The following is a 24050-nucleotide window of genomic DNA, read 5'->3' as shown; positions in this document are numbered from 1 at the left end:
TCCCCCAAAATGCACTCCAGGGGAAGTTTCGATTAAATTTGTTGCAAAGGTCTTAAGTCAGCATTCTCACTATCGACCCCAAGCGCGCTGGCACCGCCATCCATGGTGATGGCATAACGGGCATGGCCTTGTCAGTCGAACAGGCTGGAAACCGATTCCTCGGCGCTGGTCCGGTTGATCGCTTCGCCCAACAGGTTGGCGGTGGTCAGGACGCGGATGTTATGGGCCGATTGCACCGCGGTCGTGGGCTGGATGGAATCGGTGATCACCAATTCGCGCAGCTTGGAGGAGGTGACGCGGGCGACAGCGCCGCCAGAGAGAACACCATGAGTGATATAGGCGGTGACGCTCGTGGCGCCGTGCTTCAGCAGAGCCTCAGCAGCATTGCAAAGCGTGCCGCCGGAATCGACGATGTCGTCGATTAGGATACAGTCCTTGCCGGTCACGTCACCGATGACGTTCATGACCTCGGATTCACCGGGACGGTCGCGACGCTTGTCGACGATCGCCAGCAGGCAGTCCAGTCGCTTGGCAAGCGACCGGGCCCGCACCACGCCGCCGACGTCAGGCGAAACCACCATGACGTTCTTGGTGTCGTAGTGTTCCTTCACGTCACGGGCCAGGATCGGAACCGCATAGAGGTTGTCGGTCGGGATATCGAAGAAGCCCTGGATCTGGCCGGCATGAAGGTCGAGCGTCAGAACGCGGTCAGCACCGGCCTCGGTGATCAGGTTGGCCACCAGCTTGGCGGAGATCGGCGTGCGCGGGCCTGACTTGCGGTCCTGGCGGGCATAGCCGAAATAGGGCAGCACCGCGGTGATGCGGCGCGCCGAGGAACGGCGGAACGCATCGATCATGATCAGGAGTTCCATCAGGTGGTCATTGACCGGAAACGAGGTCGACTGGACCACGAAAATGTCTTCACCGCGGACATTTTCCTGCACTTCCACGAAGATTTCCTGGTCGGCGAAGCGCCTGACGCTGGCTTTTCCTAGTGGTACATTGAGATAATTGCAGATGGCCTCGGCGAGGTGCCGGTTCGAATTACCTGCGAATACCTTCATAGTGGCCCGCCCGTTAGCATGCTGAATGGGGGCCTTTTACCGCCCTTGACCTCGAATGCAAGGGGTTAGGCTGTCCGGCCGTTGGATTTCGTTAAAAGCCTGTGACTTGTTTGCGTCAACCCGGAGCGCCACGGCGCCAGGACATGTATTCGGCAATCGTCTTGGTGGCGATCTGCTGCATCAACTGGGGCGGGACCGCCGCCCAGGGATCGCCGGCGGCAGAGGCGAATGTTTCCTGTCCCTGGATGCGGTGCAGCCGTCCGCCATTGGCGTCGAGCACGTCCCAGACATAGACGACGTTGACCTTGCCGGCATCGCTGAAGGCGGAGAAGTAGCCCTTCAGGATATGGTCGCTGGCGGGATCGCCGGAACCCTTGATGGTGAGCCCATTGGCGCGGGCATCGGCGCCGAGCTGCCGCGACAAGGGCGTGACCGCCTGCACCGGCGCTCCGATGATGGGAAGGAAGCGGATGGTCGGGCCACCCGCCGGCGCGACGGCCGCCTGTTGTTGCTGTTGCTGCGGGGCCGGTTGCTGCTGTTGCGGAGCCGGCTGCTGTTGCTGGATGGGAGACGGTTGTTGCAGGGCGTTCTGCCGGGCCGCCGTCTGCTGCAGCGTTGGCTGCTGGCCATTGCCGTAAACCGGCGGTGGCGGTTGCATCGGGCCATTGCCGGCGGCGAGCGATTGGGCCTGGGCATCCAGCGAATTCTGCGCCGGCATCGCGCCGGATTGCATCGTGTTTGAAGCCGGTGCGGCGGGAAAGGGCTGGTTCGGTTCCGACTGGGCCTGGTCGTAAGCCGTTCCGGCGCCGCCCGACGTCGTCATGGCGGAGCCATCGCCGACATCGGCGGGCGGTGTCAGCGTGTCGGTGGTGTTACAGGAGGCGAGACCCGCCGCGATGGCGAGGATCAGCGCCGCAAGTTTGACAAAACCCATGCCCGTCCTCGTTGTCTGCGTGCAAGGCGCAGTCCTCCACACGATTTATGGGTGCTTGCGCCCTTGCCTGTCAATTCCCCCATTTTACATGATCGTGATGCCCATTGCCTATCGTGCAATCAGGTCGAGGGGATGGCGCGAGAGGGCGCGCGGTGCCTCTTCCGTTGTGAGATAGGTGTGGCCAAGGCTCATGGCGACGCCGCGCTCGCTGTCCATGATGATCATATGCACGAAGAGCGACATGTCGGCCTTGATCTCCTGCGGGTTGCCGGTGTGGAACATCTGGTGCTCCATCCATGACGGGGAGAACCGCGCGCCGAGCGAATAGCCGCAGGCATTGAGCCGATGCCGGGTCAGGCCGCGATCGTCCATGATCTTGGCATGGGTGTCGAAGACATCGCCGAAGGTATGGCCGGGGCGTAGAACCTGTTCGATCGCCTTGATGGTTTCCAGGCAGGCCGTATAGAGTTCCCGGTGGCGGCTCGTGACATCGCCAAGCACCACGGTGCGCATCATCGCCGCATGGTAGTGGGCGCTGGCGCCGGCCCATTCCAGCGTAAGTTGATCCTTGTCATCGAGCTTGCGGCGGCCGGCCTTATACCGGCACAGCAGCGCATCCTTGCCCGAGCCGATGATGAACTCATTGGCCGGATAATCGCCGCCGCCGGCAAAGATGGCGCCCTGCATGGCCGCCAGGATATCCGCTTCGTCTGCGCCGGGCCTGATGATCTGGAGGGCGGCATCGAGCGCATCGTCGGCCAAGGCAGCAGCCCGTTCGACATAGGCGATTTCCGCGGAGCTCTTGATCAGCCTCAGGCCGCTCACGAGATAGGAGGCGTCGACGATCTGGCCGAAACTCATCAACTGGTTGTCCAGGAGCCGCGCCACGCGGCCCGTCATGCCATGGGTGTCATATTCCACGCCGATGCGAGCGCCGAGCAGGTCCATGTCGTTCAACAGGTTGCGCAGATCGACGGTAGGGTCCGCATTGACCCGGTCGACCCAGACGAGGACGTTGTCGATGATGGAGGTGTGGCGCGCCTGGCGGAGATCGGCGGAGCGGGTCAGCAGCGTCATCGTGCCGTCCGCCTTCACCACCAGGGTTTGGAAGAAGCAGTAGCCGAAGGTGTCGTAGCCGGTCAGCCAGTACATGCTTTCCTGAGCAAAGAGCAGCAGGGCATCCAGCTTTTCCTCGCGCATCCGCTCCGTCAGCCTGTTCATGCGGGCGGCATATTCGCTGTTGTCGAAGTGCAGGGCCATATCGGTCGCCTTTCGTGGCTGGATGGTATCTGGTTCGTCGCGCGGGTGGTCAGGGCAGGCGGCGTTTGCCGCCGCCGTCATGCCTCCCGGATGGCGATGGCGGAGAGAAGTCGTCCATAGTCCGGCTCGACGGCATGGGTGGTGCGGCGATAGGAGTAAAAGCGCTTAGGGTCGGCATAGGTGCACAGGCCAAGGCTTGTGGCCGTTACCCCCGCAGCCGACAGGCGTTTCAGGGTGAGCGCCGGCAGGTCGAACATGGCATGGCCCGGCTTGGCGGACGGCGTGAAGAAGGATTGATAGGACGGATCGTGATCGATGAAGCGGGCCACATATTCGGGACCTACTTCATAGTTGGCGCTGCTGATCGAGGGCCCCAGGGTCGCGCGGATGTTTTCGCGGCGGGCGCCGAGCGCAATCATGGCCTCAATGGTGTTTTCCAGCACGCCGTACAAGGCGCCCTTCCAGCCGGCATGGGCAGCACCGACCACGCCTGCTTCAGGGTCGGCAAAGAGAATGGGGCCGCAATCGGCGGCAAGCACGCCTAGAATGATCCCAGGTGTCGCTGTCACCATGGCGTCGGCCGCGGGGCGTTCCGCCACGTTGTCCGCCGTCACCACGACGACATCGGGTGAATGAACCTGGTGCACGGTGGCGAGGCGCGCGGGATCGATGTCGAACCAGCGGCTGGCACGCGCCCGGTTTTCCATCACCGCCTCACGCTCATCGCGGGAACCGAGACCGACATTCAGCCCGGCATAGATGCCGGAGGAGACGCCGCCCTGGCGAGTAAAGAAGCCGTGCTTCAGCCCCGGCGAAGAGAGAAGGGGCGATTCGATCGGCTGCACGTGATGGTGATCCTGCGTCATGCTTTTGTCTGCTGGGTTATTAGGGACAAGGGAAAGGTTGCGGGCCGTGCGCGCGCCGGTCCGTGCCAGCACATCGCTTCTCTTGGCGCCTCCAATCCAGCGGCGCAATGTATTGATGATGGTGGCCCAAGCCGGCGCGTGCTGTCAATCCGTCACGCGGAAGGGTTCCAGTCGCACCGAGGGGCTGGAAACGGCGAGCACCTTGAACAGCTCGCCCATGCGGCCCTCACCGGCGCCGGCCAGACGCTCGACGGCCGTCTTGATCGCGCGCCGTGTATGGTCGGTCTTGTCGCGACCCAGCGCTGTTGCACGGGTCTCGATGCCGAGCCCGGCAAGAAAATCGCCCTGGAACATGCAGCCGTTGAGATGGGCGCCGGCGGCGACGGCCGTTCGTGCCAGATGGGCAAAATCGACATGGCTGGTCAGATCCGCCAGACCGGGATTGTCGAGCGGCCCATCATATTCGTGGTTGCGCACTGCCTGCAGTGTGTCGCCATAGCCTGTGGTCATGTGGCCATAGTCGATGATCAGCGCCGTTCCGCCGAACAGATGCAGCCGCTCGCATATGGCCTGCATCACCGCCTGGCGAGCCGGGGCGAATTCGAACACGGTGCCGTCGGCGGGGAGTCCGCCCTCCGGCAGCAGTGCGGGATCGAGGGTCGCAATGCCGATCTTGAAGGCGAGGTTGTCATCGGCGTCGAGGCCGATCATGCGTTCGCGAAAACCGGTCGGCGTCTTGACGAACTGGCGGATCGGAATGGCGTCGAACAATTCGTTGGCGGCCAACAGCGTGAAGCCGGGCGGCAATTCACCGAAGCTGCCGTGCCAGCGCACCTTGCCCTGGTGTTCGATCAGCGTCTCGTTCTGGACTGCGCGCAGCCGATCGCTGGTTTCCACCAGGTGAACCGTGCAGCTCTGGTAGAGCTTGGGCGCAATGCGCGAGATCACCCGCAGCATGTCCGCCATCATGGTGCCGCGGCCCGGGCCGATTTCGGCCAGATGAGTTCCATCGGGCTCGCCATGGCTTTGCCAGGCATGCACCATGAAGACACCGATCATTTCGCCGAACAACTGGCTGATTTCGGGCGCGGTGATGAAATCGCCAGCGATGCCGAAAGGCTCGCGGGTCTTGTAGTAGCCGTGTTCCGGATCGGCCAAGCAGAGAGCGAAAAAATCCGTCACGCTGATCGGACCGGAGGTCCGGATCAGGGTCTTGATCTTGTTTCCGAGCGCGGTACTCACAATTCAACCTCGCTTTTGAAGTTCACGCCAATGCGGCCGCGCGGTTTGCCCGCCAAACGGCCCATAGGCCCAAGAGCACCATGGGTAGCGACAAAACCATACCCATCGTCAGCCAGTTCCCGACGAGATAGCCGATATGGGCATCCGGCTCGCGGAAAAACTCGACCGCAATACGCGAGCACCCGTAGAGAATGATGAAGACACCGGTGATGCGGCCAGGCGCCTTCAAGGCATCGAAGCGTCGGGCCAGGATCTGCAGCACCAGGAGCGTCAGCAGGCCCTCAAGCAGGGCTTCGTAAATCTGGCTGGGATGTCGGGCAAAGGGGCCGCCGGTGGGGAAGACCACGGCCCAGGGCACGTCCGTGATGCGGCCCCATAATTCGCCATTGATGAAATTGGCGATGCGGCCGAAGAACAGCCCGACGGGCGCGACGCTGGCTATGATGTCGAACAGGCTCCAGACCGGGATGCCGTTGCGCCGGGCAAACAGGATCATGGCGATAGTGGTGCCAATGAGGCCGCCATGGAAGGACATGCCGCCGTTCCAGATCTCGATGGCGCGCAACGGGTTGGCCGCAATCGCCGCCATGTCATAGAACAGGATATAGCCCACGCGGCCGCCCAGCACGATACCAATCGCTGCCCAGACGAGAAAGTCATCGAGATGGGCGCGGGTGATCTGCGATTGGCTGCCATGCCAAAGGCGGTCTCGCGACGCCATGTCGCGCGCGACCAGCCAGCCCAGCATAATGCCGACAACATAGGCGATGCCATACCAGTGAATCGAGAGTGGCCCGATCGATAGCGCCACCGGGTCTATGGACGGAAACGGCAGTATGGCGAAAAGGTTGGCGGCTGACTGCAAGCTATCGGTTCCTCAAGGGTCCGCGGAAAATGGCGTTCCAATTCGGTACGGTCAAGATGTATTATTCCTGATATACAGTTAATGCTGGATGCTTAGGGAACGCTGCGGCGCTAAATCCACTTGCATCGGCGGCGGCGAAACCCTACCTCAATGACATGCCGCCCGTGGCGAGGCGCAAGCCTCTTTTTTACAGGAGCTTTATCCATGACGACCGGACCCAATCGTATTATGGACGAATTCGCCAAACTCATGACCGATGCCGCCGGCGCGGCGCAAGGCGTTCGGCGCGAGGTGGAGACGGCCTTCCAGGCACAGGCCGAGCGCTGGCTGAACAGCCTTGATGTGGTCAAGCGCGAGGAATTCGAGGTCGTGCGCGAGATGGCGCTGAAGGCCCGTGACGAGAACGACGCCTTGCGCGCCCGCATCGACGCCCTTGAGGCTCGGCTGGCCGCTGAAGGCAAGTAAGCGGATCAGATCCGTCAATCCTTGATAATGCTGAACGGCGATGCAGCCTCTGCGTCGCCGTTTTTCGTTTGGCCGGCATGGCTGGCCCCTGGCTAATCGCGAAGGACAAGCTGAATCGTCCGCTGCGTCGGCGCCCTCGTGAATCAACTCCGCTTCGAAGCCCCTTCATGGGGAGGTTCAAGGCGTTCGGATAAGGCCTCAAGCCGATTTTCGGGCCTCTTTTCAGGCCAAAAACGCGGCTGTTTTTCCACATGTGGGAAAGCCTGAAAAAGCCAATTCAAAGAGTCGTTTAACTGCGTCGCCGCATGCAGGAAGCGAAGGGCTGTCCACAGCGGTTTCTGCGATTTTCCGCCTCGGGGCTGGTGTTGAGACTCCGCCGTTATACACTGATTTTAAATGATGATTCGAAACAGGGACTGGCAAGCTTCGGGCAGGGTGGGCGTTTTATCCTCGGGCTGTTCAGTCTCGTTTCTTCTGTAATGTTTCCGGTCAGTGGTGTGTGTTTTTCGGCGTTTCAGCACGAGCACGCATTCATTCCGGTCTAGAGGATGCCGCATGAGCCTAATGGAAATTGAATTCGAACGTCAGTCCAACCCGGTCGACATGATCGAGTTTGTCGCATCGAACAACGACTGGACGTTCGAACGGTCGGGCGAAGACGAAATCGCCATGACCGTCGAGGGACATTGGGCGGACTATCATGTCTCGTTCTCCTGGATGGAAGAGTTCGAGGCGCTGCACCTGGCATGCGCCTTCGATATCCGCGTGCCGGAAAGCCGGGTCAACGAAGTCATCCGGCTACTGTCTCATGTGAATGGTCAGGTTCTGATGGGCCATTTCGACCTTTGGCGGGTCGAGGATGTGGTGATCTTCCGTCAATCCTTGCTGCTGGCCGGCGGTGCGGAGCCGACCAATCGCCAGGTCGAAGTGCTGCTCTCCAGCGCCATTGAAGCCTGTGAGGCCTATTTCCAGGCCTTCCAACTGGTCGTCTGGTCGGGCATGGATGCCAAGAGCGCCATGGACGCCGTTCTGTTCGAAACTGTCGGCGAGGCCTGAAGCATGACTGGCATGCCGATCGGCCGTATCGTTCTCGTCGGTGCGGGTAATATGGGTGGGGCCATGCTGACGGGCTGGCTCAAGAGTGGAATTCCCGGTGACAGTGTCACGGTGGTCGACCCCAATCCCTCCGATGCCATGAAGGCGAAGTTGGCCGAGGCTGGTGCAACGTGGACCGCCGAGGCAGGCGCTGCGGGTCGCGCCGATATCCTGTTCATCGCGGTCAAGCCGCAGGTCATGGATGCAGTCCTTCCCGCCTTCAAGGCGGTTGTCGGGCCGGATACGGTTGTCGTGTCCGTCGCGGCCGGTAAGACGCTCGCCTCCATGGAAAGTCATCTCGGTCCGGCGGCCATGGTTCGCGCCATGCCCAATACGCCTGCCATGATCGGCCGCGGCGTGACCGGCGCTTTCGCCAACGACAAGGTTTCCGCCGCCCAGCGCGATCTCGTGCATCAGTTGCTGGCGGTCTCTGGCCCCGTGGAATGGGTCGGCTCGGAGGCCGAAATCAACGCCGTGACCGCCGTCTCCGGTAGCGGACCGGCCTATGTGTTTTATCTCGTCGAGTGCATGGCTGAGGCAGGCCGTAAAGCCGGCCTGCAGGCGGACCTAGCCTTGCGTCTCGCACGAGAAACTGTCGCGGGGGCTGGTGAACTGCTTCACCAGTCCCCGGACACTCCTGATCGCCTGCGGCAGAACGTGACCTCTCCCGGCGGCACGACCGCGGCCGCATTGGCTGTGCTGATGGATGAAAAGGGCATGCAACCGCTGTTCGATGCGGCAATCGAGGCCGCGCGCAAGCGCGCCGAGGAGCTGGCGCAATGAGCGGAACAGGCGAGGCCCGCGAGGCGATCACCTATGCCGATTTCGAGAAGGTGGATATCAGGGTCGGCACCATCGTCGAGGTCGAGGCGTTTCCCGAGGCTCGCAAGCCGGCCTTCAAGCTGAAGATCGATTTCGGCCCTGCCATCGGCATCCGCAAGTCCTCGGCCCAGATCACCAAGCGCTACACGCCGGAGACATTGCTCGGACGGCAGGTGCTTGGTGTTGTCAATTTTCCGCCGCGCCAGATCGGCCCGTTTCGTTCCGAGGTGCTGACACTCGGTTTCGCGGATGAGAATGGCGACATCGTGCTGGCTGCCGTCGAGCGCGCTGTGCCGAACGGCGAGAACATGATGTGACGGCCAAACTGCCGCGTTATCAGTGAATGTCCCGGCTCAAGGGATCCGACAGGCTGACGCGGTGAAACTCCACCTCAAAGCCCTTGCGCTGGGGTGAGCAGGTGGTGACACCGACTGAAAGCCTTTTGAAGCGATCCGGGAAATAGGCAAGGCGGGCCATCTTCCAGCTTTTGCCGTCATCCAGGCTATACTGGATGAAGAGCGCGTCGCCAATGCGCGTTGCGCGGGCTGCCAGCGGGCCCTCCAGGCTCGGCAAGGCAAAGGCGGACCAATCCGAGCGGCCCTCCACCGTCACGACCGTGCTGAAGTGGCAGGCGCCGTCGGTGAATTCGATTCCGCATTTCATCCAGTTACCAGCGTCATGGCGGATCATCAGGCCGGCCTGGTCGTAAAGCGTTTCGTAGCGGCCGGTAAACTTGGTCTTCAGCGTGAACTCGCCCTCGCGCTCCACATGCAGGAAATGGCCATTGTCGTGCTGGAAGCCGTAATAGGTGGTCTGCCAGAAATCGGTGTGGTCGCCGGTGCGCACCCGTAGCGCCGTGCCATCGATCTCGTGGTGAGGCGGCGGGTTGAGCCAGGTCATGCTGTGCCAGATGGACATGGGGCGCTCCTTTTGATCGTTCAGGCGGGAATGCGTACCGTCGCTCTCAGCCCACCCAGAGGGCCGTCGGAGAGGGTGACATTGCCGCCATGGGTGCGGGCGATGTCGCGGGCGATGGCGAGGCCAAGGCCTGTGCCCGAGGCATCGAGGTTTCGCGCCTCGTCCAGCCGGTAGAAGGGCTTGAACACGTCTTCCCGGCTTTCGCGGGCGATGCCCGGACCGTCATCGTCGAAATGCAGGGTCAGCCATTTCGCATCATGCACGGCTTCGATGCGCAGGGTCTGGGCATAGCGGCGGGCATTGGAGGCGAGATTGCCGACCAGCCTGGTGAATGCATTGGGCCGCACCGCCAGATTGTCGTCGCCTGAAATCGTGTAGCTGTAGTCCTTGCCGTGCAACACGAACTCGTTCCTGAGGTTTTCCAGGATGGTGCTGAGCTTGACCTTGCCGACATCCTCTTCCGCTTCGCCCCGCGCAAAGGCCATATAGCCTTCAAGCATGGTCTGCATGTCGTCGACATCCTTGTTCAGGTATTCGAGATCGGGACTGTCGCCAGCCAGCGCCAGTTGCAGCTTGAAGCGGGTCAGGATGGTGCGCAGGTCGTGGCTGACGCCGGTCAGCATGGCCGTGCGCTGCTCGATCTGCCGTTCGATGCGTTCGCGCATCTGGATGAAGGCGAGGCCGGCGCGGCGAACTTCATCGGCGCCCCGGGGGCTGAAATTCTCCGGCGGCTTCTGTCCCTTGCCGAAGCTTTCTGCTGCCTTGGCCAGCAGCAGGATCGGGCGGATCTGGCCGCGCAGGAACAGGGTTGAGATGATGATCAAGACAAGCGACGTGCTCGCCATCCACACCAGGAAGATATGGCTGTTGGAGGCATAGGCCTGGTTGCGCTGGGCAAAGATGCGCAACACCTTGTCGGGAAGCTGGATGCGGATCTCGACCAGTTGGGAATCACCGACCGTATCGATCCAGTAGGGCCTGTGGATCTGCTGGTTGATCTGGTCGCTCAGCGTCTGGTCGAGGATCGAGAAGAACGGTTTCGGCCTTGGAGCCGGCAACTGGCCGCCCGGCTCGACCGAGATTGTCATGTCGAGCTTTTCACGGGCGATGCGCACGACATTGGCGTAGTCGGGATCGTTGGGATAGGTCTCGATGATCTCGATCAGCGCGGCGATATCGCGGGTGACGGCCGCGGACAGTCGCTCCGTCACCATCTGCCAGTGACGCTCCATGAAGACGAAGGTGACGACCGTCTGCAGGATCAGCATCGGCAGGATGATGATGAGCAGGGAGCGGGCAAACAGGCCCGTCGGCAAGCGCCGGCGCATCCAGCGCAGGAAGCCCCTGAAGCCAGTGGCGGTGCTGCGCTCGTAGTCACGCTTCAGCGAGTCGAGGCCGGGAACCAGGGGCTCGCCCTTCTCGCAGGTGCGCGGCTTTCGCTCGCGAAGACGGGCGAGGCCGGAAAGCAGGTGGTCGCGAAGCTGGTCGATCGCCCGTTCCACCGGTCAGTCCATGCTCAGGCGGTAACCGATGCCGCGCACGGTCTGCAGCCAGACAGGATTGGCCGGATCGTCCTCGATCTTGCGCCGCAGGCGATTGATCTGCACGTCGATGGTACGCTCGCCGACCTCCGTGTCGTTGCCGATCAGTTCATGGCGGGGAATGGTATCGCCGGCACGCGAGGCGAACAGCAGCATGATTTCCTGCTCGCGATCTGTCAGGCGAATGACCTCAGCGGCCTTTTTCAACTCCTTGCGCAGGATCGAGAAGGTGTAGGGCCCGAACATCACCTGTTCGATCTTCGGAGCCTCGGGAACGCTGTTGCGCTTCAGAATGTTGTTAATGCGCAGCACCAGTTCACGCGGGTCGAAAGGCTTGGCGAGATAATCGTCGGCACCGGCTTCCAGGCCGGCAATGCGGGATTCCGCCTCGGAGCGTGCCGTTAGCATGATGATCGGCACCCGCTTGTCGCGCGACAGGCTCTGGGTCAGCGACAGGCCGGACTCACCGGGCATCATCACGTCGACGATCAGGAGGTCGTAGTTCAGCCCCTTGAGTTTGCGCCTGGCCTCGCCGGCATCGGCGGCGACGGTGACGCGAAAGCCTTTTTCGGTGAGGTAGCGATGCAGCAGGTCGCGGATGCGGGTGTCGTCATCCACCACAAGCAGATGCGCGGCGTCGTCCTCGAGTTCGATCTTGCGCGCCATGTCAGTCGATCTCCACGTCCACAGGTGTTGCCGCCTTTTCGCTGTCGCTCATCGCCTTCAGGAACTGCCGCACACCATCGCGCATGTCGGGGTTCAGCGAGTCCATGGCCTTGGCGATCCGTCGGGACTGCGGGTCTGACAAGGCGAGCGCCAGTTCCCGGCCCGCAAGCGTGGGATAAAGCCGCCGCTGGCGCCGGTCCGCCGGTCCTGCCATCTGCCTGATATAGCCGGAATCGATCAGTTCCCTCAACACCCGCGCCAGGCTCTGCTTGGTGATTTGCAGGATGCCGAGGAGGTCCGCCACGGTCATGCCCGGTCGCCGGCTGACGAAATAGACGACCCGGTGATGGGCGCGGCCGAAACCGATCTTGGCGAGGATCGCATCCGGATCGGCGATGAAATCGCGATAGGCGAAGAACAGGAGTTCGATGGTCTCGAAGTCGATGGCCTTGTCATCGACGACGGGCATTTCCGGTATGTCCTTCTTGGCAGTCCGACTGGCGGATTGTCGCGGCACTGGCATGTGTCCTTATATTTCAAGCGCGGGAACGGCTCTCCTGCCGTGAGGATCGTGATACCCCCTGCGCCAACTCCCTGTGATCCGGAATTCCTCCGGCCATGTTTTCGCGGCAAAACTAAGCTCTGCTTAACAAAAACTCCAACGAAAATGATATGCTTTACCATTTTCGACGATATTCGCGCAGCCGCGCCCGACTTGTGCCAAAATGAGAAAATCATCGCTCGCAAAGCCGGCTGCGACGCGGTTACCGCTTCGATGTCCATCCCTATCTGCCTGTTTTCCAGTCCAGCGCAAGGTGTCGCTGATATGGAACAGCACTTCTATGCCAGAGGATTTTGCATGAGCCTTTCCGATACGTTGCAGGACGACCGGCAATCCGCTCGGTTGCAGTTGCGCCCCGTCGTCATTGCCGTGCTTGCCGCCAAGCTGACGGCCGCCGCCATCCTGATCGCCAATGTGAGCATGCCCGGCCATGCCCAGGCGACCGCGGAAATTCTGCGCACCGAGTGAGCTTTCCGGGGATTGGGGCAGTTCTGGCTTTCCCGATGCCCGGGCGATCATTACCTTGGGCGCAATTTCAACAGCGCGTCAGGTATATCCATGGGTACTTTGCAGGCCGGGGTCGTTCCCGTCACTCCCTTCCAGCAGAACTGCACAATCCTGTTCGATGCCGAGACCCGCGAAGGGGTGGTTGTCGATCCGGGCGGGGATGTCGAGGTGATCCTGCAGGTGCTTTCGGAAAACAAGATCGCGATCAAGGCGATCTGGTTGACCCACGGCCATCTCGATCACGCGGGCGGTGCGATGCAGCTCAGGGAGGCGCTCGGCGTCGAGATCGTCGGACCCCATCGCGACGACCTGCCACTGTTGCAGTCCATCGAGATCCAGGCCGGAAAATACAACATTACCGGCTTGCAGAACTGCATGCCGGATCGCTGGCTTGAGGATGGGGAGAGCGTCTCCTTCAGCGACCACAGCTTCAAGGTGTTTCATTGCCCCGGCCATGCACCGGGCCACGTCATCTATTACAACGATGCCATGAAGTTCGCCCATGTGGGCGACGTGCTGTTTGCCGGCTCCATCGGCCGCACCGACTTGCCCGGCGGCAATCACGCGCAGTTGCTGCAATCGATCAAGAACAAGGTGCTGCCGCTCGGAGACGACGTGGGCTTCATCTGCGGCCACGGTCCGGGCGGACGGATCGGCGACGAGCGGCGGGAAAACCCGTTCCTGCGCGGTATCTGAGAGGGCCAAGAGGGGTAGGGTGTGGAATAGGGGAATGCGCGCGTCGCGCACTCCCCATCATGTCATCAGCCGGCGGTGCAGAAGTGGCGGCGGTTGTCGAAGCCGATGAAGGTGCCGGTCCGCGGATCGAAGCTGCGATAGCGCGACTGGCAGTAGCGATACCATTCCGGCGACCAGGCCTCGGCACCGGCGCCATAGGTGGCGCGCGACGGCGGCGGCGGGTAGTCGTTGTCATAGCTGTAGATCGGGCGCGGACCCGACCGGTAGTCCGGCTCGTATTCCGGTTCGACGTAGTCAGGCTCGACATAACGCGGTTCGCGCGGCTGGCTGGCAATGACCGAGCCGGCGATTACACCGGCTGCGAGGCCAAACAGGCCAAGGGCGACCGCATCATCATTCACGCGGCCGACCGGCTCGCCGCGCCTGTCCCAGTGACGGCCACCGGCCAGCGCCGGAGAGGCTGTGGTGATGCCGGCGGATACGACGGCTGCGGTGATGAGGGCAAGACGTGCGAATTTCAGCATGGTGGTCTTCCTTCGAAACGATCCGAGGGGTATCGCTCCTCGACTGGCGCCATTGATAGAGGCAGTCGGCTGAACGCAAGCTGAACAAAAAAACCCGGCATCACTGCCGGGCCGCAACGCGTTGCCAAAGCTATATCGACGCGATCAGCCTGCGATCTGCAGGTTGACAGCCTTCGGTCCCTTGCCGCGGCGGTCCGGCTCTGTGTCGAAGCTTACCTTCTGGTTCTCGGAAAGCCCTGACAGACCGGAAGCCTGGACTGCGGAGATATGCACGAAGATGTCGGCGCCGCCATTGTCCGGCTTGATGAAGCCGAAGCCCTTGTCGGTGTTGAAGAATTTAACAATGCCAGTCTCGGCCATGCGTAAGGTCCTTTTCTCTCTGTCCGGTGCCGGCGGACAGCATCACAATTATACCCTCGGCGGGTGTGCGGCAGGCATTTCTCGAAATGTGAGGAAAGGGGCCTTTCGTTACCGCAACCAGCCCGTCCGAAACGGCTTTCACCGCTCTCCCAACCGGTTGCCCGGAACTATTTGCGTCTCCGGCGCGCATTGATTTATAAGGTCTTCCCGTGCTCGTAAAACTGCCCGAACGCCAATAGAGTGCTAGCTTTAAATAAAATTGGCAAGCAAAACTTTTCTAACACATTTGGTCCATTATCGTGTGCGCGCGCACGAAAAACAGCCGACTCACGCGGTTGTGCGGATTTTTTAATCCAGCAGCGCAAAAATTGCATCGCCCGCGATACAGTTGCGCTCAAAATCGGCAGGCATTGCGCAAAAATTTACCAATCGTGTCAGCAAAAAACTTTTTTAGGGGGCTTCGCCAGCCCACCGTTCCGAGGCGATATTCGCCTCAGAACTTTGTGATTTGCGCTTAAAGGGCGTGTGGCGTCAGGAATTGGAGGCGCGCGAGACCCGCAGCAGGGCGCCGTTGTCCTCGTCGGTCACCATCAGCAAGGCCCCGTCTGGCGCCACAACGACATCACGGATACGCCCGTAGTCTCCCTGAAACAGGCGTTCCTCCGGACCGATGCTGCCATCGGCGTCGCGCGGCACGCGCGAAATCAACTGGTACTTCAGGGCCGCCACAATGAAATCGCCATCCCATTCCGGAAACATCTCGCCGCGATAGATGGCGATGGCGCCCGGGGCGATAGAGGGATCCCAATAATGCAGCGGCTGTTCCAGCCCTTCCTTGGCAGACCCTTCGCCGATCTGCGAGCCGGAATAGTTCACGCCGTAGCTGATCACCGGCCAGCCATAGTTTTTGCCGGCTTGCGGCACGTTGATCTCGTCGCCGCCCCGTGCGCCATGTTCCACCGTGATGAGGCGACCGTCGGCCGGATCGATCGTGATGCCCTGCGGGTTGCGGTGACCCATGGACCAGATTTCAGGGAGCGCGTCGCCGCCCTTGGCAAAGGGATTGTCCGCCGGCACCTTGCCGTCCTGGCTGATGCGCATCAGCTTTCCGGCATGGTCCTTCGGGTCCTGGGCGCGGGGGCCATCGCCGCGGTCGCCGATGCCGAAGAACAGCGCGCCGTCCCGATCGATGGCGATGCGCGAGCCGAAATGCTGGCCGGCGCCGGTGAACTTGTTCATGGCAAAGATGCGCTCGACATTTTCAAGCTTTTTCTCGTCAGCGGAGAGTTTGGCGCGGAAGACGGCGGTTCCCGCACCTCCCTCTCCGGGAACGGAAGCGGTAAGGAAGAGTAGGCGGCTCTGCGCGAAATCAGGTGCGAGCGCCACATCCAGCAAACCGCCCTGGCCGGCTGCCCGGATTTCCGGCAATCCGCCCAGGGGATCGGAGAGCGCGCCGTCGCGGACGATCCTGAGGCGGCCCGGTCTTTCCGTGACGATGTAAGCGCCATCCGGCAGCACTTCCACGGCCCAGGGATGTTCGAGCCCGTCGACGACAGTCTCCACCCGGACATTGGCATCCTGCGTGGCGACGACGTCTCCCTGCTGGCTCCAGGCCATGGAACTTGCCATCACCATGCCAGCGGTGGACAGGGTCATCACCTTCACGGCGGTGCTTAGGGTCTTATTCAATGGAGCCTCCTGACGTTTCCTCGTTAGGGGCAAGATGGTTTTCACCCCCTGCGGCATCAAGGATGCTCAGGACGGGAATGGCGCCGATAACGCAGATGTGTAGCGTGCCGCCGTGGGGATCGCCTCTTCGGAAAGCGTTGCATCCCGGACCAGTTCCAGGTCGACGATATAGCGCAGCGGGCCGGGCGTTGTGGCGTCGAATGGCCAGCAGGTGGCGAGTGCCAGATGCACGCCGAGCGCCGAGGCGTTGATGCCGCTCTCATTCCAGGGTGCGATGCGCGCCTCCGATACCTCGAACACCAGCATGCGGCCATCGCGCCTGGTGATCTCGACCTCATCGCCGGGGTGAAGGTCCTTCAACCAGCGGAAATGGGTGTCGCGATGGGCGGCGATGACCGCCGTGCCTGCTTCGCCGGGCAGCGGCGTGCCCTCGAGATGGGCGGGACCGAAGGCCAGCGTCTCGCCGCTGGCGCCCCGCAGCACGATCGCCTCTGCGCCGAGCCGGGGCGCGGCAATCCTCGCCTCGGTGACGAAATCCGCCCATGGCCAAGGCCTGGCGCCGGCGTAACCTGAGAGTTCGGCGGCAAAGCTGCGCTGCAGCAGCACCTGGGACAGTGACGCCTTGGCCTTGATGTAGAGGCCATCGGCGATGAGAGCCGTTCCAGCGAGTGCTCCGGCACAGGCGGCCAAGGCGACCGCCTTTTCCGCGCCGCCCAGTCGCTGCCAGAACGGACGGCCGTTGAGAACATCAGCGTCCACGGCGACGGGACTCCGCGTTGATCACATCCCTGAGACCCCGACGCCACAGCGCCAGGCAGACGATCGCCATGGCGGCGAAGGCAAGGAAGATCAGGCCCATCAGGATGCGCTGGTCGGCGAGCGTCGCGGTCTGGGGCAGGGCGACGGAGCTGTTGTTCTGGGCGACCACCGCAGCGGCCTTGGCCGTCGGTGCGGCCGCAATCGCGCTATAGGTCACGGCACTGGCCTCCTGCATGGCCGGAGACGGCAGCTGACCGTTGATCGGCATCGGCGATGGTGACGGCTCTCCCATGACCTTTTCGAAGTCCCAACCATCAGGCAGGTTCAGCGGCAGCTTGACGTCATGCACCGGCTCATCGGAAGGCCTTGATGGCGTGACATCGACGGCAACGAGGCTTGTCATGCGGGACACCAGCCCATGGACCATGGCCACCTGTTCGACCTGCCTGTCGGTCTCTTCAGGGTTTGCCGCGCGGTAGGCGCGCGCCTCGATGTCATCGATCTTGCGGCGGGCCCAGAGCTTGGAAATGCCCCGGCCATCGGCGGCCTTGGCAATGTCCATCTCCACCCGCCATGGCTGGTCGGCGGTGCGGCCGAGGATTTGAAGCTTGCCTTGAGGTGCGGCACCCTCGATCTCGGCGGTCAGGATCACGGGTTCGCCGGCATAGAGGTCCGGCATCGGATTGGGCGTGATCTCGGTGGCATTGGCGCCGTCGAAACTCGCGGCGATATCGGTCATGACAGGGTTTTCGAGCTTGGTGAACAGCTCGGCCATGCGCTCAGCGATCTGGTCGTCGGTGCCGATCTGGGTGAAGGTTCCGCGGCCGATTTCGGCGGCCTTGCTCATGAAATACGAGTTCGGCGCCGAGCCGATGCCGACGGTGAAGACTCGCGCGTCGCCGCGATTGTCGGAGATCGCGTCGAACAACTGCGACTCGTTGCCGATGGCGCCGTCGGTCAGAAACACGATCTGGCGCAGGGCATCGGGAGCCTTGGGGCCCTGGGTGCGCAGCGCCGACAGGAGCGCCGGCAGCATCTCCGTGCCGCCGTCGGCAGTCAGGCCGTTGACATAGGCCACCGCCTTTTCCCGGTTGTCGCCGGTCGCCGGAACGAGGCCGCCGAAGAAGTCGGTCATCGTGTCGTCGAAGCGAATGACGCTGAAGCGGTCCGTCGGCTTCAGGCGTGAGATGGCAAGCGCCAGGCTCTTCCGGGCCTGTTCGATCGAGGCGCCGGCCATGGAGCCGGAATTGTCGATGACGAAGACGACTTCACGCGGGGCGGGCGCCTGGGCCGGTGCAGCCGGCGGGGTGACGAAGGCCATGAGATAGGTCTTGCCGTCCACCACCTCGCGGAACAGGCCGGCATGGGGCGAGGCGCCGGGAGCCGCGCGCCAGGTCAACTCGAAATCCTTGTCCGCCGGAACCGACTCGGTCTTCAGGGTGATCCGGCGGTCCTGGTCGCCTTCCCCTGCAATCGTAACGTCATGGTAGGATGATTTGACCTCGCCGAGCGGAAAGCCGGATTTAAGGCTCACGGTCAGCGCAACCGGATTGATCTTCGCGTTCTCTTTGGGGTCGAGAACCGGCGCCTCGATCTTTTCCCGGTTTTCCACCGGATCCGGGCTTATGGCAAAGCCGGCATTGCCGTTGAACTCGACGGATTGCACGATCGGCTGGGGATTGTAACGAGGGGCGACCACCATGGGGAAGCGCAGCGAGAATTCGCCCTGGGATTGGTGGACGGCCTGCTGGTATTCGATCTGCACCACGATCTCATCGCCAGGGCCGATATTAGCCACTTGGTTGGTGAAGATGTTGGGACGCTGCTGCTCCAGCAAAGCGGCCTTCTTGCCCTCGGTCTTGGCCTGTTCATAGATCTGGCGGGCCTCTTCGCGCGGCTTGAGCTTGCCTTCGATGAAGCGGTCGCCGATCTGCATGCGCAGGCTGTCGACCGCCGAATTCTCGGGCAGGGGGAAGACATAGGTGCCTTCGACCCAGCCCTTGGACGGGTTCTGAAAGCGCTGCGTGAGCTTGACGCGGGCGATGGGGCCGGCAACGTCGATCGCGACATCGGTCTTCAGCCGCGGCGCCTCGACAAAGAAGCCCGGTTCCTTGGAGGGGAGAAGCAGCCCGCCCATGTTCATGTCGCCGGGCCGGACGAGGGCCGCAACCTCTGTTGTCGCGGCGGACGAAGCCTGGCTTGCGGTCGGCTGCGACTGGGCCTGTACGGTGACCGTCAGACCGACAAGGCTGACCAGGCAAGCGAGCGCCGTCGCGGCGACGATCTGCAGATGCCCCAGTTTCCGTCTTTCACGCAAACGCTTCGTCTGATCCTCATCATCCAGAAACATGACCGTCCCCTTTTTGCCCGTGGCAAGGCGAAGGAAAGTCCCGCATCGCGTCGCTTCGGGGACCGAATTGCGGCGGAGCGCGGCAATTATTGTGGCCTTATTGCGATTTATGCCCCTGTAGGGGTCTTCGGGCGTGATCGTGAGCCGGTCGGCTTGCAACGGGTGACGAAATCATGACGCTTTCTTGCATGTTCACCGCTTTCCGCTTGAAACAGGCGGCGGCTTTCGCCATAGAGCTTGGACCTGAGGCCTTGAGGTATCGGGGCCGATGTTCAATCAGCTCAGGACCCAAACAATGGCTTTCCTCGCCGACGCCCTTTCCCGCATCAAGCCCTCCGCGACCATCGCTGTCACGCAGATGGCCCGGGACCTCAAAGCGAAAGGCAAGGACGTCATTTCGCTGTCGGTCGGCGAGCCGGATTTCGACACGCCCCAGAACATCAAGGACGCGGCCATTGCCGCGATCGCCCGCGGCGAAACCAAGTACACGCCCGTTGCCGGCATTCCGGAACTGCGCAAGGCGATCGCCGACAAGTTCAAGCGCGAAAACGGCCTGGACTACAAGCCGGAGCAGGTCATCGTCGGTACCGGCGGCAAGCAGATCCTGTTCAACGCCTTCATGGCGACGATCAATCCCGGCGACGAAGTCGTCATCCCCGCGCCGTTCTGGGTGTCCTATCCGGAAATGATCGCGCTGTGCGGCGGCACGCCGGTGTTTGTTGAGACCACCATCGAAAACAACTTCAAGCTCACCGCCGAGCAGTTGGACAAGGCGATCACGCCTAAGACCAAGTGGTTCATGTTCAACTCGCCGTCGAACCCGTCGGGTGCTGCCTACAGCAAGGAAGAGCTGAAGGCGCTGACCGATGTGTTGATGAAGCATCCCCATGTCTGGGTGCTGACCGACGACATGTACGAGCATCTGGTGTTCGGCGATTTCGTTTACTACACCCCGGCCCAGGTCGAGCCGGCGCTTTACGACCGCACGCTGACCATGAACGGCGTGTCCAAGGCCTATGCCATGACCGGCTGGCGTATCGGCTATGCGGCCGGTCCTCTGCCGCTGATCAAGGCCATGGACATGATCCAGGGCCAGCAGACCTCGGGCGCCTGCTCGGTCGCCCAGTGGGCTGCCGTCGAGGCGCTGAACGGTCCGCAGGACTTCATCACGGAATCGAAGAAGGCCTTCGAAGAGCGCCGCGACCTCGTCGTCTCGATGCTGAACCAGGCGACAGGCATCGTTTGCCCCAAGCCAGAAGGCGCCTTCTACGTCTATCCGTCCTGCGCCGGTCTGATCGGCAAGACCGCGCCCTCGGGCAAGGTCATCGAGACGGACGAAGACTTCGTCATGGAACTCCTGGCAACCGAGGGCGTGGCAACCGTTCACGGCTCGTCCTTCGGACTCGGCCCGAACTTCCGCGTCTCTTACGCGACCTCGAACGACAAGCTGGAAGAAGCCTGCAACCGCATCCAGCGCTTCTGCGCCGCCTGCCGGTAACTGTTGCTTTTCCTCAACGACCCGAAGCCCGCCCCACCAAGCGGGCTTTGTCGTTTTCAGGCTTCTGATGTCTGCCTCATCGATTGGGCTTTCCAGTTTTCCCTGATGGTGCGATATTCGGTGCGGGCAGGAGGTCTCACGCCGAGGGAGAAGGCATCATGAGAGTGACCTATGAAATCGTGCCGCATGATGGCGGCTGGGCCTACAGGCTGGACGGCGTCTATTCCGAAACATTCGCCAGCCATGCTGAAGCGGTGGAGGCCGCGCGGATCGTGACCCAGGAGCAGCAGGTTGGCGGCGAGTCAGCCGAGATCAGCTTCCAGGATGAAAACGGCAAGTGGCACGAGGAATATTCCGACGGCGGCGACCGCCCGGAAGCCGTCATTCTCGATCTCTATGAAGAGCCGAAGCATCCGGCGGTGTGATGGCGATCACGCGGCGCCGCGCTCACCGAGTGACTGCGAAAAGCGCAGCAGATAGCCGTCGGGGTCCTGCACCAGGAATTCGCGCGAGCCGCGCTCCTGCGTGGCGGAGATGCGGTACCAGCTCTCTTTTTCCGGACGGAAGAGCGGCCAGTTTGCTTCTGACAAGCGATCCAGCAGGGGCAGCAACTGGTCTGTCTCGATCTGGAAATTCACCCCGCGTCCGAACGGGCGATCGAGCGGCCCGGTGATCCATTCGCCATTGATCTCGCACAGCATCACCTGCGCGCCCTGCCGCTCCAGATAGGCGAATTTCGCCTCCGGCCGCGCATAGGCGATGCGGAAGCCGAGAAGATCGCACCAGAAGGCGAGGCTCGCCTCGATGTTCGTGACGTCAAGTTCCGGCACCAGTGGCGCAAAGCCTCCCGTTGGCATATTGCCCTGCGCGTTCGCTGCATTGCGGGCGGCCTGGTCAAGTTGGGTCATGCATTCCCGCCCTTCATTGCGCGATGTATTTTAGGAAGCCCTCGACCAGCGCGTCGAATGTCACGCGGCAGCGGGGCGCCGACTTCAGGTTCTCATGCATCACGACATGGGTTTCAAGCTTCATGTCGAGAAGCCCCGGCAGAACCTCGATGAGGTCTGCATCGCGGGCGGCCAGAGCACGCTGGCAGATGCCGATGCCGCCGCCGGCGCGGATCATGGCGAGTTGCGCGACATTGCTGTCGGTGCGGAAAGCAAAGCGCATGGCGGCCACCTCCGGCATGCGCTGCGCCATGGCCCGGACATAGGCCAGTTGGCGGTCGAAGCCGATCAGCCGATGGTCCGCCAGTTCGTGAAGTGTCGCCGGTGAGCCGTGCCGCTCCAGATAGCGGCGATGGGCATGGAAACCGAGCGGGATGGTGCCGATCTTACGGCTGATGAGTGCGGCCTGGGTCGGTGCGACCATGCGGACCGCGATATCCGCCTCCTGCCGCAGGAGGTCTTCCACCACATCCGAAATCGACAGTTCGATCTGCAGGCCGGGATGCTGCTCCTGAAGCGCGCTCAGCATGGGCGGCAGGACCTCAAGCCCCACGACCTCGCTGGCGCTGATGCGCACGGTGCCCGCCACTGCGTCGCCGCTTACCGTGGCGGCGCGGGCAAGGGCTGCCGCATTGGCCGCCATGGCTTCCGCATAGGGTTGCATGGCCAAGGCGGTCTCGGTGGGCAGCAGTCCCTGTTGCGAGCGGATAAAGAGCGGCTTGCCGACCGCCGCTTCCAGTGCATCGATATGGCGGGCCACTGTCGGCTGAGTCAGCCCCAGCGCACGCGCGGCCGCCGATTGCGAGCCTTCGCTGAGGACGGCCAGAAAGGTGCGATACTGATCCCAGTCGAGTGCGGTAAGTGCCATACATTTTTGTATAGCATCTCAATTTTAATAGGCAATTCCGTTTAGCGAATGTCGGCCGCATAGTCGCTTCATCGAAACCGAAGGAGCAAGACAATGACAACGGACAGGCAGAACACTGTAGCAAGCCCGCGTAAGCCGGTTGCTCTCATACTCGGCGCGACCGGCGGCATCGGCGGCGCGGTCGCCGACAAGCTGGCGGCCCGCGGCTATATCGTGCGGGCCATGCATCGCAATGCCAAGGCCATGGCAGCCAAGACGCCGCAGTTTGCCTGGGTGCAGGGCGACGCCATGAACCGGGACGACGTGATGCGGGCTGCTGATGGCGTTGACGTGATCGTGCATGCCGTCAATCCGCCCGGATATCGCAACTGGGGCCAGTTGGTGCTGCCGATGATCGACAACACGATCGCTGCGGCCGAAGCGGTGGGTGCGCGGATCGTCATGCCGGGCACGGTCTATAATTACGGTCCCGGCGAGCTCGAGCATATCTTTGAGGATAGCCCGCAGCGGCCTGTCACGGTCAAGGGCGGCATCCGGGTGCAGCTGGAGCAAAGGCTCCAAGCTGCGGCGACGCGGGGCGTACAGGTCATCCTGGTGCGGGCAGGGGACTTCTTCGGCCCCAATGCCGGAAACAACTGGTTTGCCCAGGCGGTGGTCAAGCCGGGACAGCCTGTCAAGGCTATCACCAATCCGGGTCACGAAGGCGTCGGGCATCAATGGGCCTATCTGCCTGATGTGGCCGAAACGATGGTGCAACTGCTGGAGCGCGCCGAGGACCTGCCAGCTTTCGCCCGCTTTCATATGGAAGGCTTCTGGGACCGGGACGGATTGCAGCTCGGCGCGGCGATCCGGCGGGTGACGGGACGGCCTGACCTGAAGACAAAAGGATTCGCCTGGGGTCTGCTTTGGTTGCTGCAACCTTTCGTCCCGGTCTTCAGGGAGTTGATGGAGATGCGCTATCTCTGGAAGCAACCGGTGCGGATGGACAATGGCAGGCTGGTGGCGTTCCTCGGTGCGGAGCCCCGCACGCCGATCGACGAAGCGGTGCGGGCGACGTTGGCAAGCCTTGGTTGCCTGGAACCTGCGGCGGACGAGCGCAACCATACGGTTTCGTCAGCCGTGGGTCGGCAGGGAGCGGCGGCATGAGCGCGTCCAGCAAATCGCTTTACGGACCAGCACCGCTGATCGCCGCCTCGATCATCGCCGGCATCATGGTCCAGGTCTTTCTGGCAGGGCTTGCGCTATTCGGCGGGCCGACTGATTGGGGCATGCATGGCCTTTTCGGCGGCGTGCTGTCCCTGCCGATCCTGGCGCTGGCGGCTTTGAGCCTGCTGCCGGCAGGGGCGCTCTTTCGCCAGCCGGCGCTCATGCTGGTGCTGCTCTACATCACCCAAGTCATGCTTGTGGTGCTCGGTCAGGATCTTTCGCTGCCTTGGCTATCGGCGCTGCATCCGGCCAATGCGCTTGTGATGCTGCTGGTTACGGTGGAAAGCTGGCGGCGGACTGCACTCTAATGTCATTAGCAGTTAAGTGGGCATCCCGGATCGCTCCG

At 62.3% G+C, this 24050-nt stretch carries 27 protein-coding genes; 10 read left to right on the top strand and 17 right to left on the bottom strand.

Going from position 1 to position 24050, the window contains the following annotated elements:
• Positions 1–131: 131 nt before the first annotated feature.
• The 6 genes from B9A97_RS05805 to lgt form a co-directional block, all read right to left on the bottom strand.
• A complete protein-coding gene (locus B9A97_RS05805) occupies positions 132–1064 on the bottom strand; it encodes a ribose-phosphate pyrophosphokinase (RefSeq protein WP_084364067.1) in 933 nt (310 codons plus the stop codon).
• A 115-nt stretch (positions 1065–1179) separates the two neighbouring features.
• Positions 1180–1998 carry a hypothetical protein gene (locus B9A97_RS05800; protein WP_084364066.1) on the bottom strand — a complete coding sequence of 273 codons (819 nt, stop codon included), beginning with the start codon at positions 1996–1998 and terminating at the stop codon, positions 1180–1182.
• 108 nt (positions 1999–2106) lie between these two features.
• Positions 2107–3258, bottom strand: coding sequence for a M24 family metallopeptidase (locus tag B9A97_RS05795; protein WP_084364173.1), 1152 nt, complete (start codon positions 3256–3258; stop codon positions 2107–2109).
• Between the two features lie 77 nt (positions 3259–3335).
• Positions 3336–4124 carry a peptidoglycan editing factor PgeF gene (gene pgeF / locus B9A97_RS05790; protein ID WP_084364065.1) on the bottom strand — a complete coding sequence of 263 codons (789 nt, stop codon included), beginning with the start codon at positions 4122–4124 and terminating at the stop codon, positions 3336–3338.
• Between the two features lie 144 nt (positions 4125–4268).
• Entirely contained in the window at positions 4269–5366 is a 1098-nt protein-coding gene (locus B9A97_RS05785; RefSeq protein WP_084364064.1) for a class I SAM-dependent methyltransferase, read from the bottom strand.
• Positions 5367–5388: 22 nt separating this feature from the next.
• On the bottom strand, positions 5389–6231 hold the full coding sequence (gene lgt / locus B9A97_RS05780) for a prolipoprotein diacylglyceryl transferase (protein WP_084364063.1): 843 nt from the start codon (positions 6229–6231) through the stop codon (positions 5389–5391).
• Between the two features lie 204 nt (positions 6232–6435).
• On the opposite strand from lgt, the gene B9A97_RS05775 reads away from it, so the two are divergent.
• The 4 genes from B9A97_RS05775 to B9A97_RS05760 all read left to right on the top strand — a co-directional run bounded on the left by B9A97_RS05775 (position 6436) and on the right by B9A97_RS05760 (position 8930).
• Positions 6436–6696, top strand: a complete 261-nt coding sequence (locus tag B9A97_RS05775; RefSeq protein ID WP_084364062.1) for an accessory factor UbiK family protein — start codon at positions 6436–6438, stop codon at positions 6694–6696.
• Positions 6697–7251: 555 nt separating this feature from the next.
• Positions 7252–7752 (top strand): type III secretion system chaperone family protein, encoded by a 501-nt coding sequence (locus tag B9A97_RS05770; RefSeq protein ID WP_084364061.1) that lies wholly within the window; start codon positions 7252–7254, stop codon positions 7750–7752.
• Between the two features lie 3 nt (positions 7753–7755).
• Positions 7756–8574, top strand: coding sequence for a pyrroline-5-carboxylate reductase (gene proC / locus B9A97_RS05765; RefSeq protein WP_084364060.1), 819 nt, complete (start codon positions 7756–7758; stop codon positions 8572–8574).
• Positions 8571–8930, top strand: a complete 360-nt coding sequence (locus tag B9A97_RS05760) for a tRNA-binding protein (protein WP_084364059.1) — start codon at positions 8571–8573, stop codon at positions 8928–8930. Before proC ends, B9A97_RS05760 begins: the two co-directional genes overlap by 4 nt.
• A gap of 19 nt (positions 8931–8949) precedes the next feature.
• Here B9A97_RS05760 and B9A97_RS05755 read toward each other — a convergent pair whose 3' ends face one another.
• The 4 genes from B9A97_RS05755 to B9A97_RS05740 form a co-directional block, all read right to left on the bottom strand.
• Complete coding sequence (locus B9A97_RS05755; protein ID WP_084364058.1) at positions 8950–9531, bottom strand: DUF1349 domain-containing protein; 582 nt, start codon at positions 9529–9531, stop codon at positions 8950–8952.
• 20 nt (positions 9532–9551) lie between these two features.
• Positions 9552–10859: an ATP-binding protein gene (locus tag B9A97_RS05750; protein ID WP_084364172.1), complete on the bottom strand. Its 1308-nt coding sequence runs from the start codon at positions 10857–10859 to the stop codon at positions 9552–9554.
• Positions 10860–11036: 177 nt separating this feature from the next.
• On the bottom strand, positions 11037–11738 hold the full coding sequence (locus tag B9A97_RS05745) for a response regulator (protein ID WP_084364057.1): 702 nt from the start codon (positions 11736–11738) through the stop codon (positions 11037–11039).
• A gap of 1 nt (position 11739) precedes the next feature.
• Positions 11740–12261, bottom strand: coding sequence for a MarR family transcriptional regulator (locus tag B9A97_RS05740; protein ID WP_084364056.1), 522 nt, complete (start codon positions 12259–12261; stop codon positions 11740–11742).
• A 336-nt stretch (positions 12262–12597) separates the two neighbouring features.
• Here B9A97_RS05740 and B9A97_RS29730 point away from each other — a divergent pair, with 336 nt between their 5' ends.
• On the top strand, positions 12598–12768 hold the full coding sequence (locus tag B9A97_RS29730) for a hypothetical protein (protein WP_179145229.1): 171 nt from the start codon (positions 12598–12600) through the stop codon (positions 12766–12768).
• Positions 12769–12858: 90 nt separating this feature from the next.
• Positions 12859–13503, top strand: a complete 645-nt coding sequence (locus B9A97_RS05730; protein WP_084364054.1) for an MBL fold metallo-hydrolase — start codon at positions 12859–12861, stop codon at positions 13501–13503.
• Between the two features lie 65 nt (positions 13504–13568).
• On the opposite strand, the gene B9A97_RS05725 is transcribed toward B9A97_RS05730, so the two are convergent.
• The 5 genes from B9A97_RS05725 to B9A97_RS05705 form a co-directional block, all read right to left on the bottom strand.
• Complete coding sequence (locus B9A97_RS05725) at positions 13569–14027, bottom strand: BA14K family protein (RefSeq protein WP_084364053.1); 459 nt, start codon at positions 14025–14027, stop codon at positions 13569–13571.
• Positions 14028–14171: 144 nt separating this feature from the next.
• On the bottom strand, positions 14172–14387 hold the full coding sequence (locus B9A97_RS05720; protein WP_027488319.1) for a cold-shock protein: 216 nt from the start codon (positions 14385–14387) through the stop codon (positions 14172–14174).
• Between the two features lie 531 nt (positions 14388–14918).
• Complete coding sequence (locus B9A97_RS05715; RefSeq protein ID WP_244564142.1) at positions 14919–16016, bottom strand: PQQ-dependent sugar dehydrogenase; 1098 nt, start codon at positions 16014–16016, stop codon at positions 14919–14921.
• 126 nt (positions 16017–16142) lie between these two features.
• Positions 16143–16835 (bottom strand): class GN sortase, encoded by a 693-nt coding sequence (locus B9A97_RS05710; protein WP_084364052.1) that lies wholly within the window; start codon positions 16833–16835, stop codon positions 16143–16145.
• Positions 16825–19185: a marine proteobacterial sortase target protein gene (locus B9A97_RS05705; RefSeq protein ID WP_084364170.1), complete on the bottom strand. Its 2361-nt coding sequence runs from the start codon at positions 19183–19185 to the stop codon at positions 16825–16827. The genes B9A97_RS05710 and B9A97_RS05705 overlap by 11 nt, the downstream gene beginning before the upstream one ends.
• Before the next feature lie 295 nt (positions 19186–19480).
• Here B9A97_RS05705 and B9A97_RS05700 point away from each other — a divergent pair, with 295 nt between their 5' ends.
• Positions 19481–20683, top strand: coding sequence for a pyridoxal phosphate-dependent aminotransferase (locus tag B9A97_RS05700; RefSeq protein WP_084364169.1), 1203 nt, complete (start codon positions 19481–19483; stop codon positions 20681–20683).
• A gap of 155 nt (positions 20684–20838) precedes the next feature.
• A complete protein-coding gene (locus B9A97_RS05695) occupies positions 20839–21108 on the top strand; it encodes a DUF2188 domain-containing protein (RefSeq protein ID WP_084364168.1) in 270 nt (89 codons plus the stop codon).
• Positions 21109–21114: 6 nt separating this feature from the next.
• Here the strand turns inward: B9A97_RS05695 and B9A97_RS05690 are convergent, their stop codons facing one another.
• Positions 21115–21591: a bleomycin resistance protein gene (locus B9A97_RS05690; protein WP_244564137.1), complete on the bottom strand. Its 477-nt coding sequence runs from the start codon at positions 21589–21591 to the stop codon at positions 21115–21117.
• 13 nt (positions 21592–21604) lie between these two features.
• Positions 21605–22498: a LysR family transcriptional regulator gene (locus tag B9A97_RS05685; RefSeq protein WP_084364051.1), complete on the bottom strand. Its 894-nt coding sequence runs from the start codon at positions 22496–22498 to the stop codon at positions 21605–21607.
• A gap of 93 nt (positions 22499–22591) precedes the next feature.
• Between B9A97_RS05685 and B9A97_RS05680 the strand changes: the two genes are divergently transcribed.
• Positions 22592–23644 (top strand): SDR family NAD(P)-dependent oxidoreductase, encoded by a 1053-nt coding sequence (locus B9A97_RS05680; RefSeq protein WP_084364050.1) that lies wholly within the window; start codon positions 22592–22594, stop codon positions 23642–23644.
• Positions 23641–24012 (top strand): DUF6220 domain-containing protein, encoded by a 372-nt coding sequence (locus tag B9A97_RS05675; protein ID WP_084364049.1) that lies wholly within the window; start codon positions 23641–23643, stop codon positions 24010–24012. The genes B9A97_RS05680 and B9A97_RS05675 overlap by 4 nt, the downstream gene beginning before the upstream one ends.
• The last annotated feature ends 38 nt before the right edge of the window (positions 24013–24050 follow it).

Source organism: Rhizobium sp. RU36D, from assembly GCF_900176345.1.
In the GTDB taxonomy this organism is placed as follows: Bacteria; Pseudomonadota; Alphaproteobacteria; order Rhizobiales; family Rhizobiaceae; genus Allorhizobium.
This window is presented reverse-complemented; position numbering and strand designations above follow the sequence as displayed.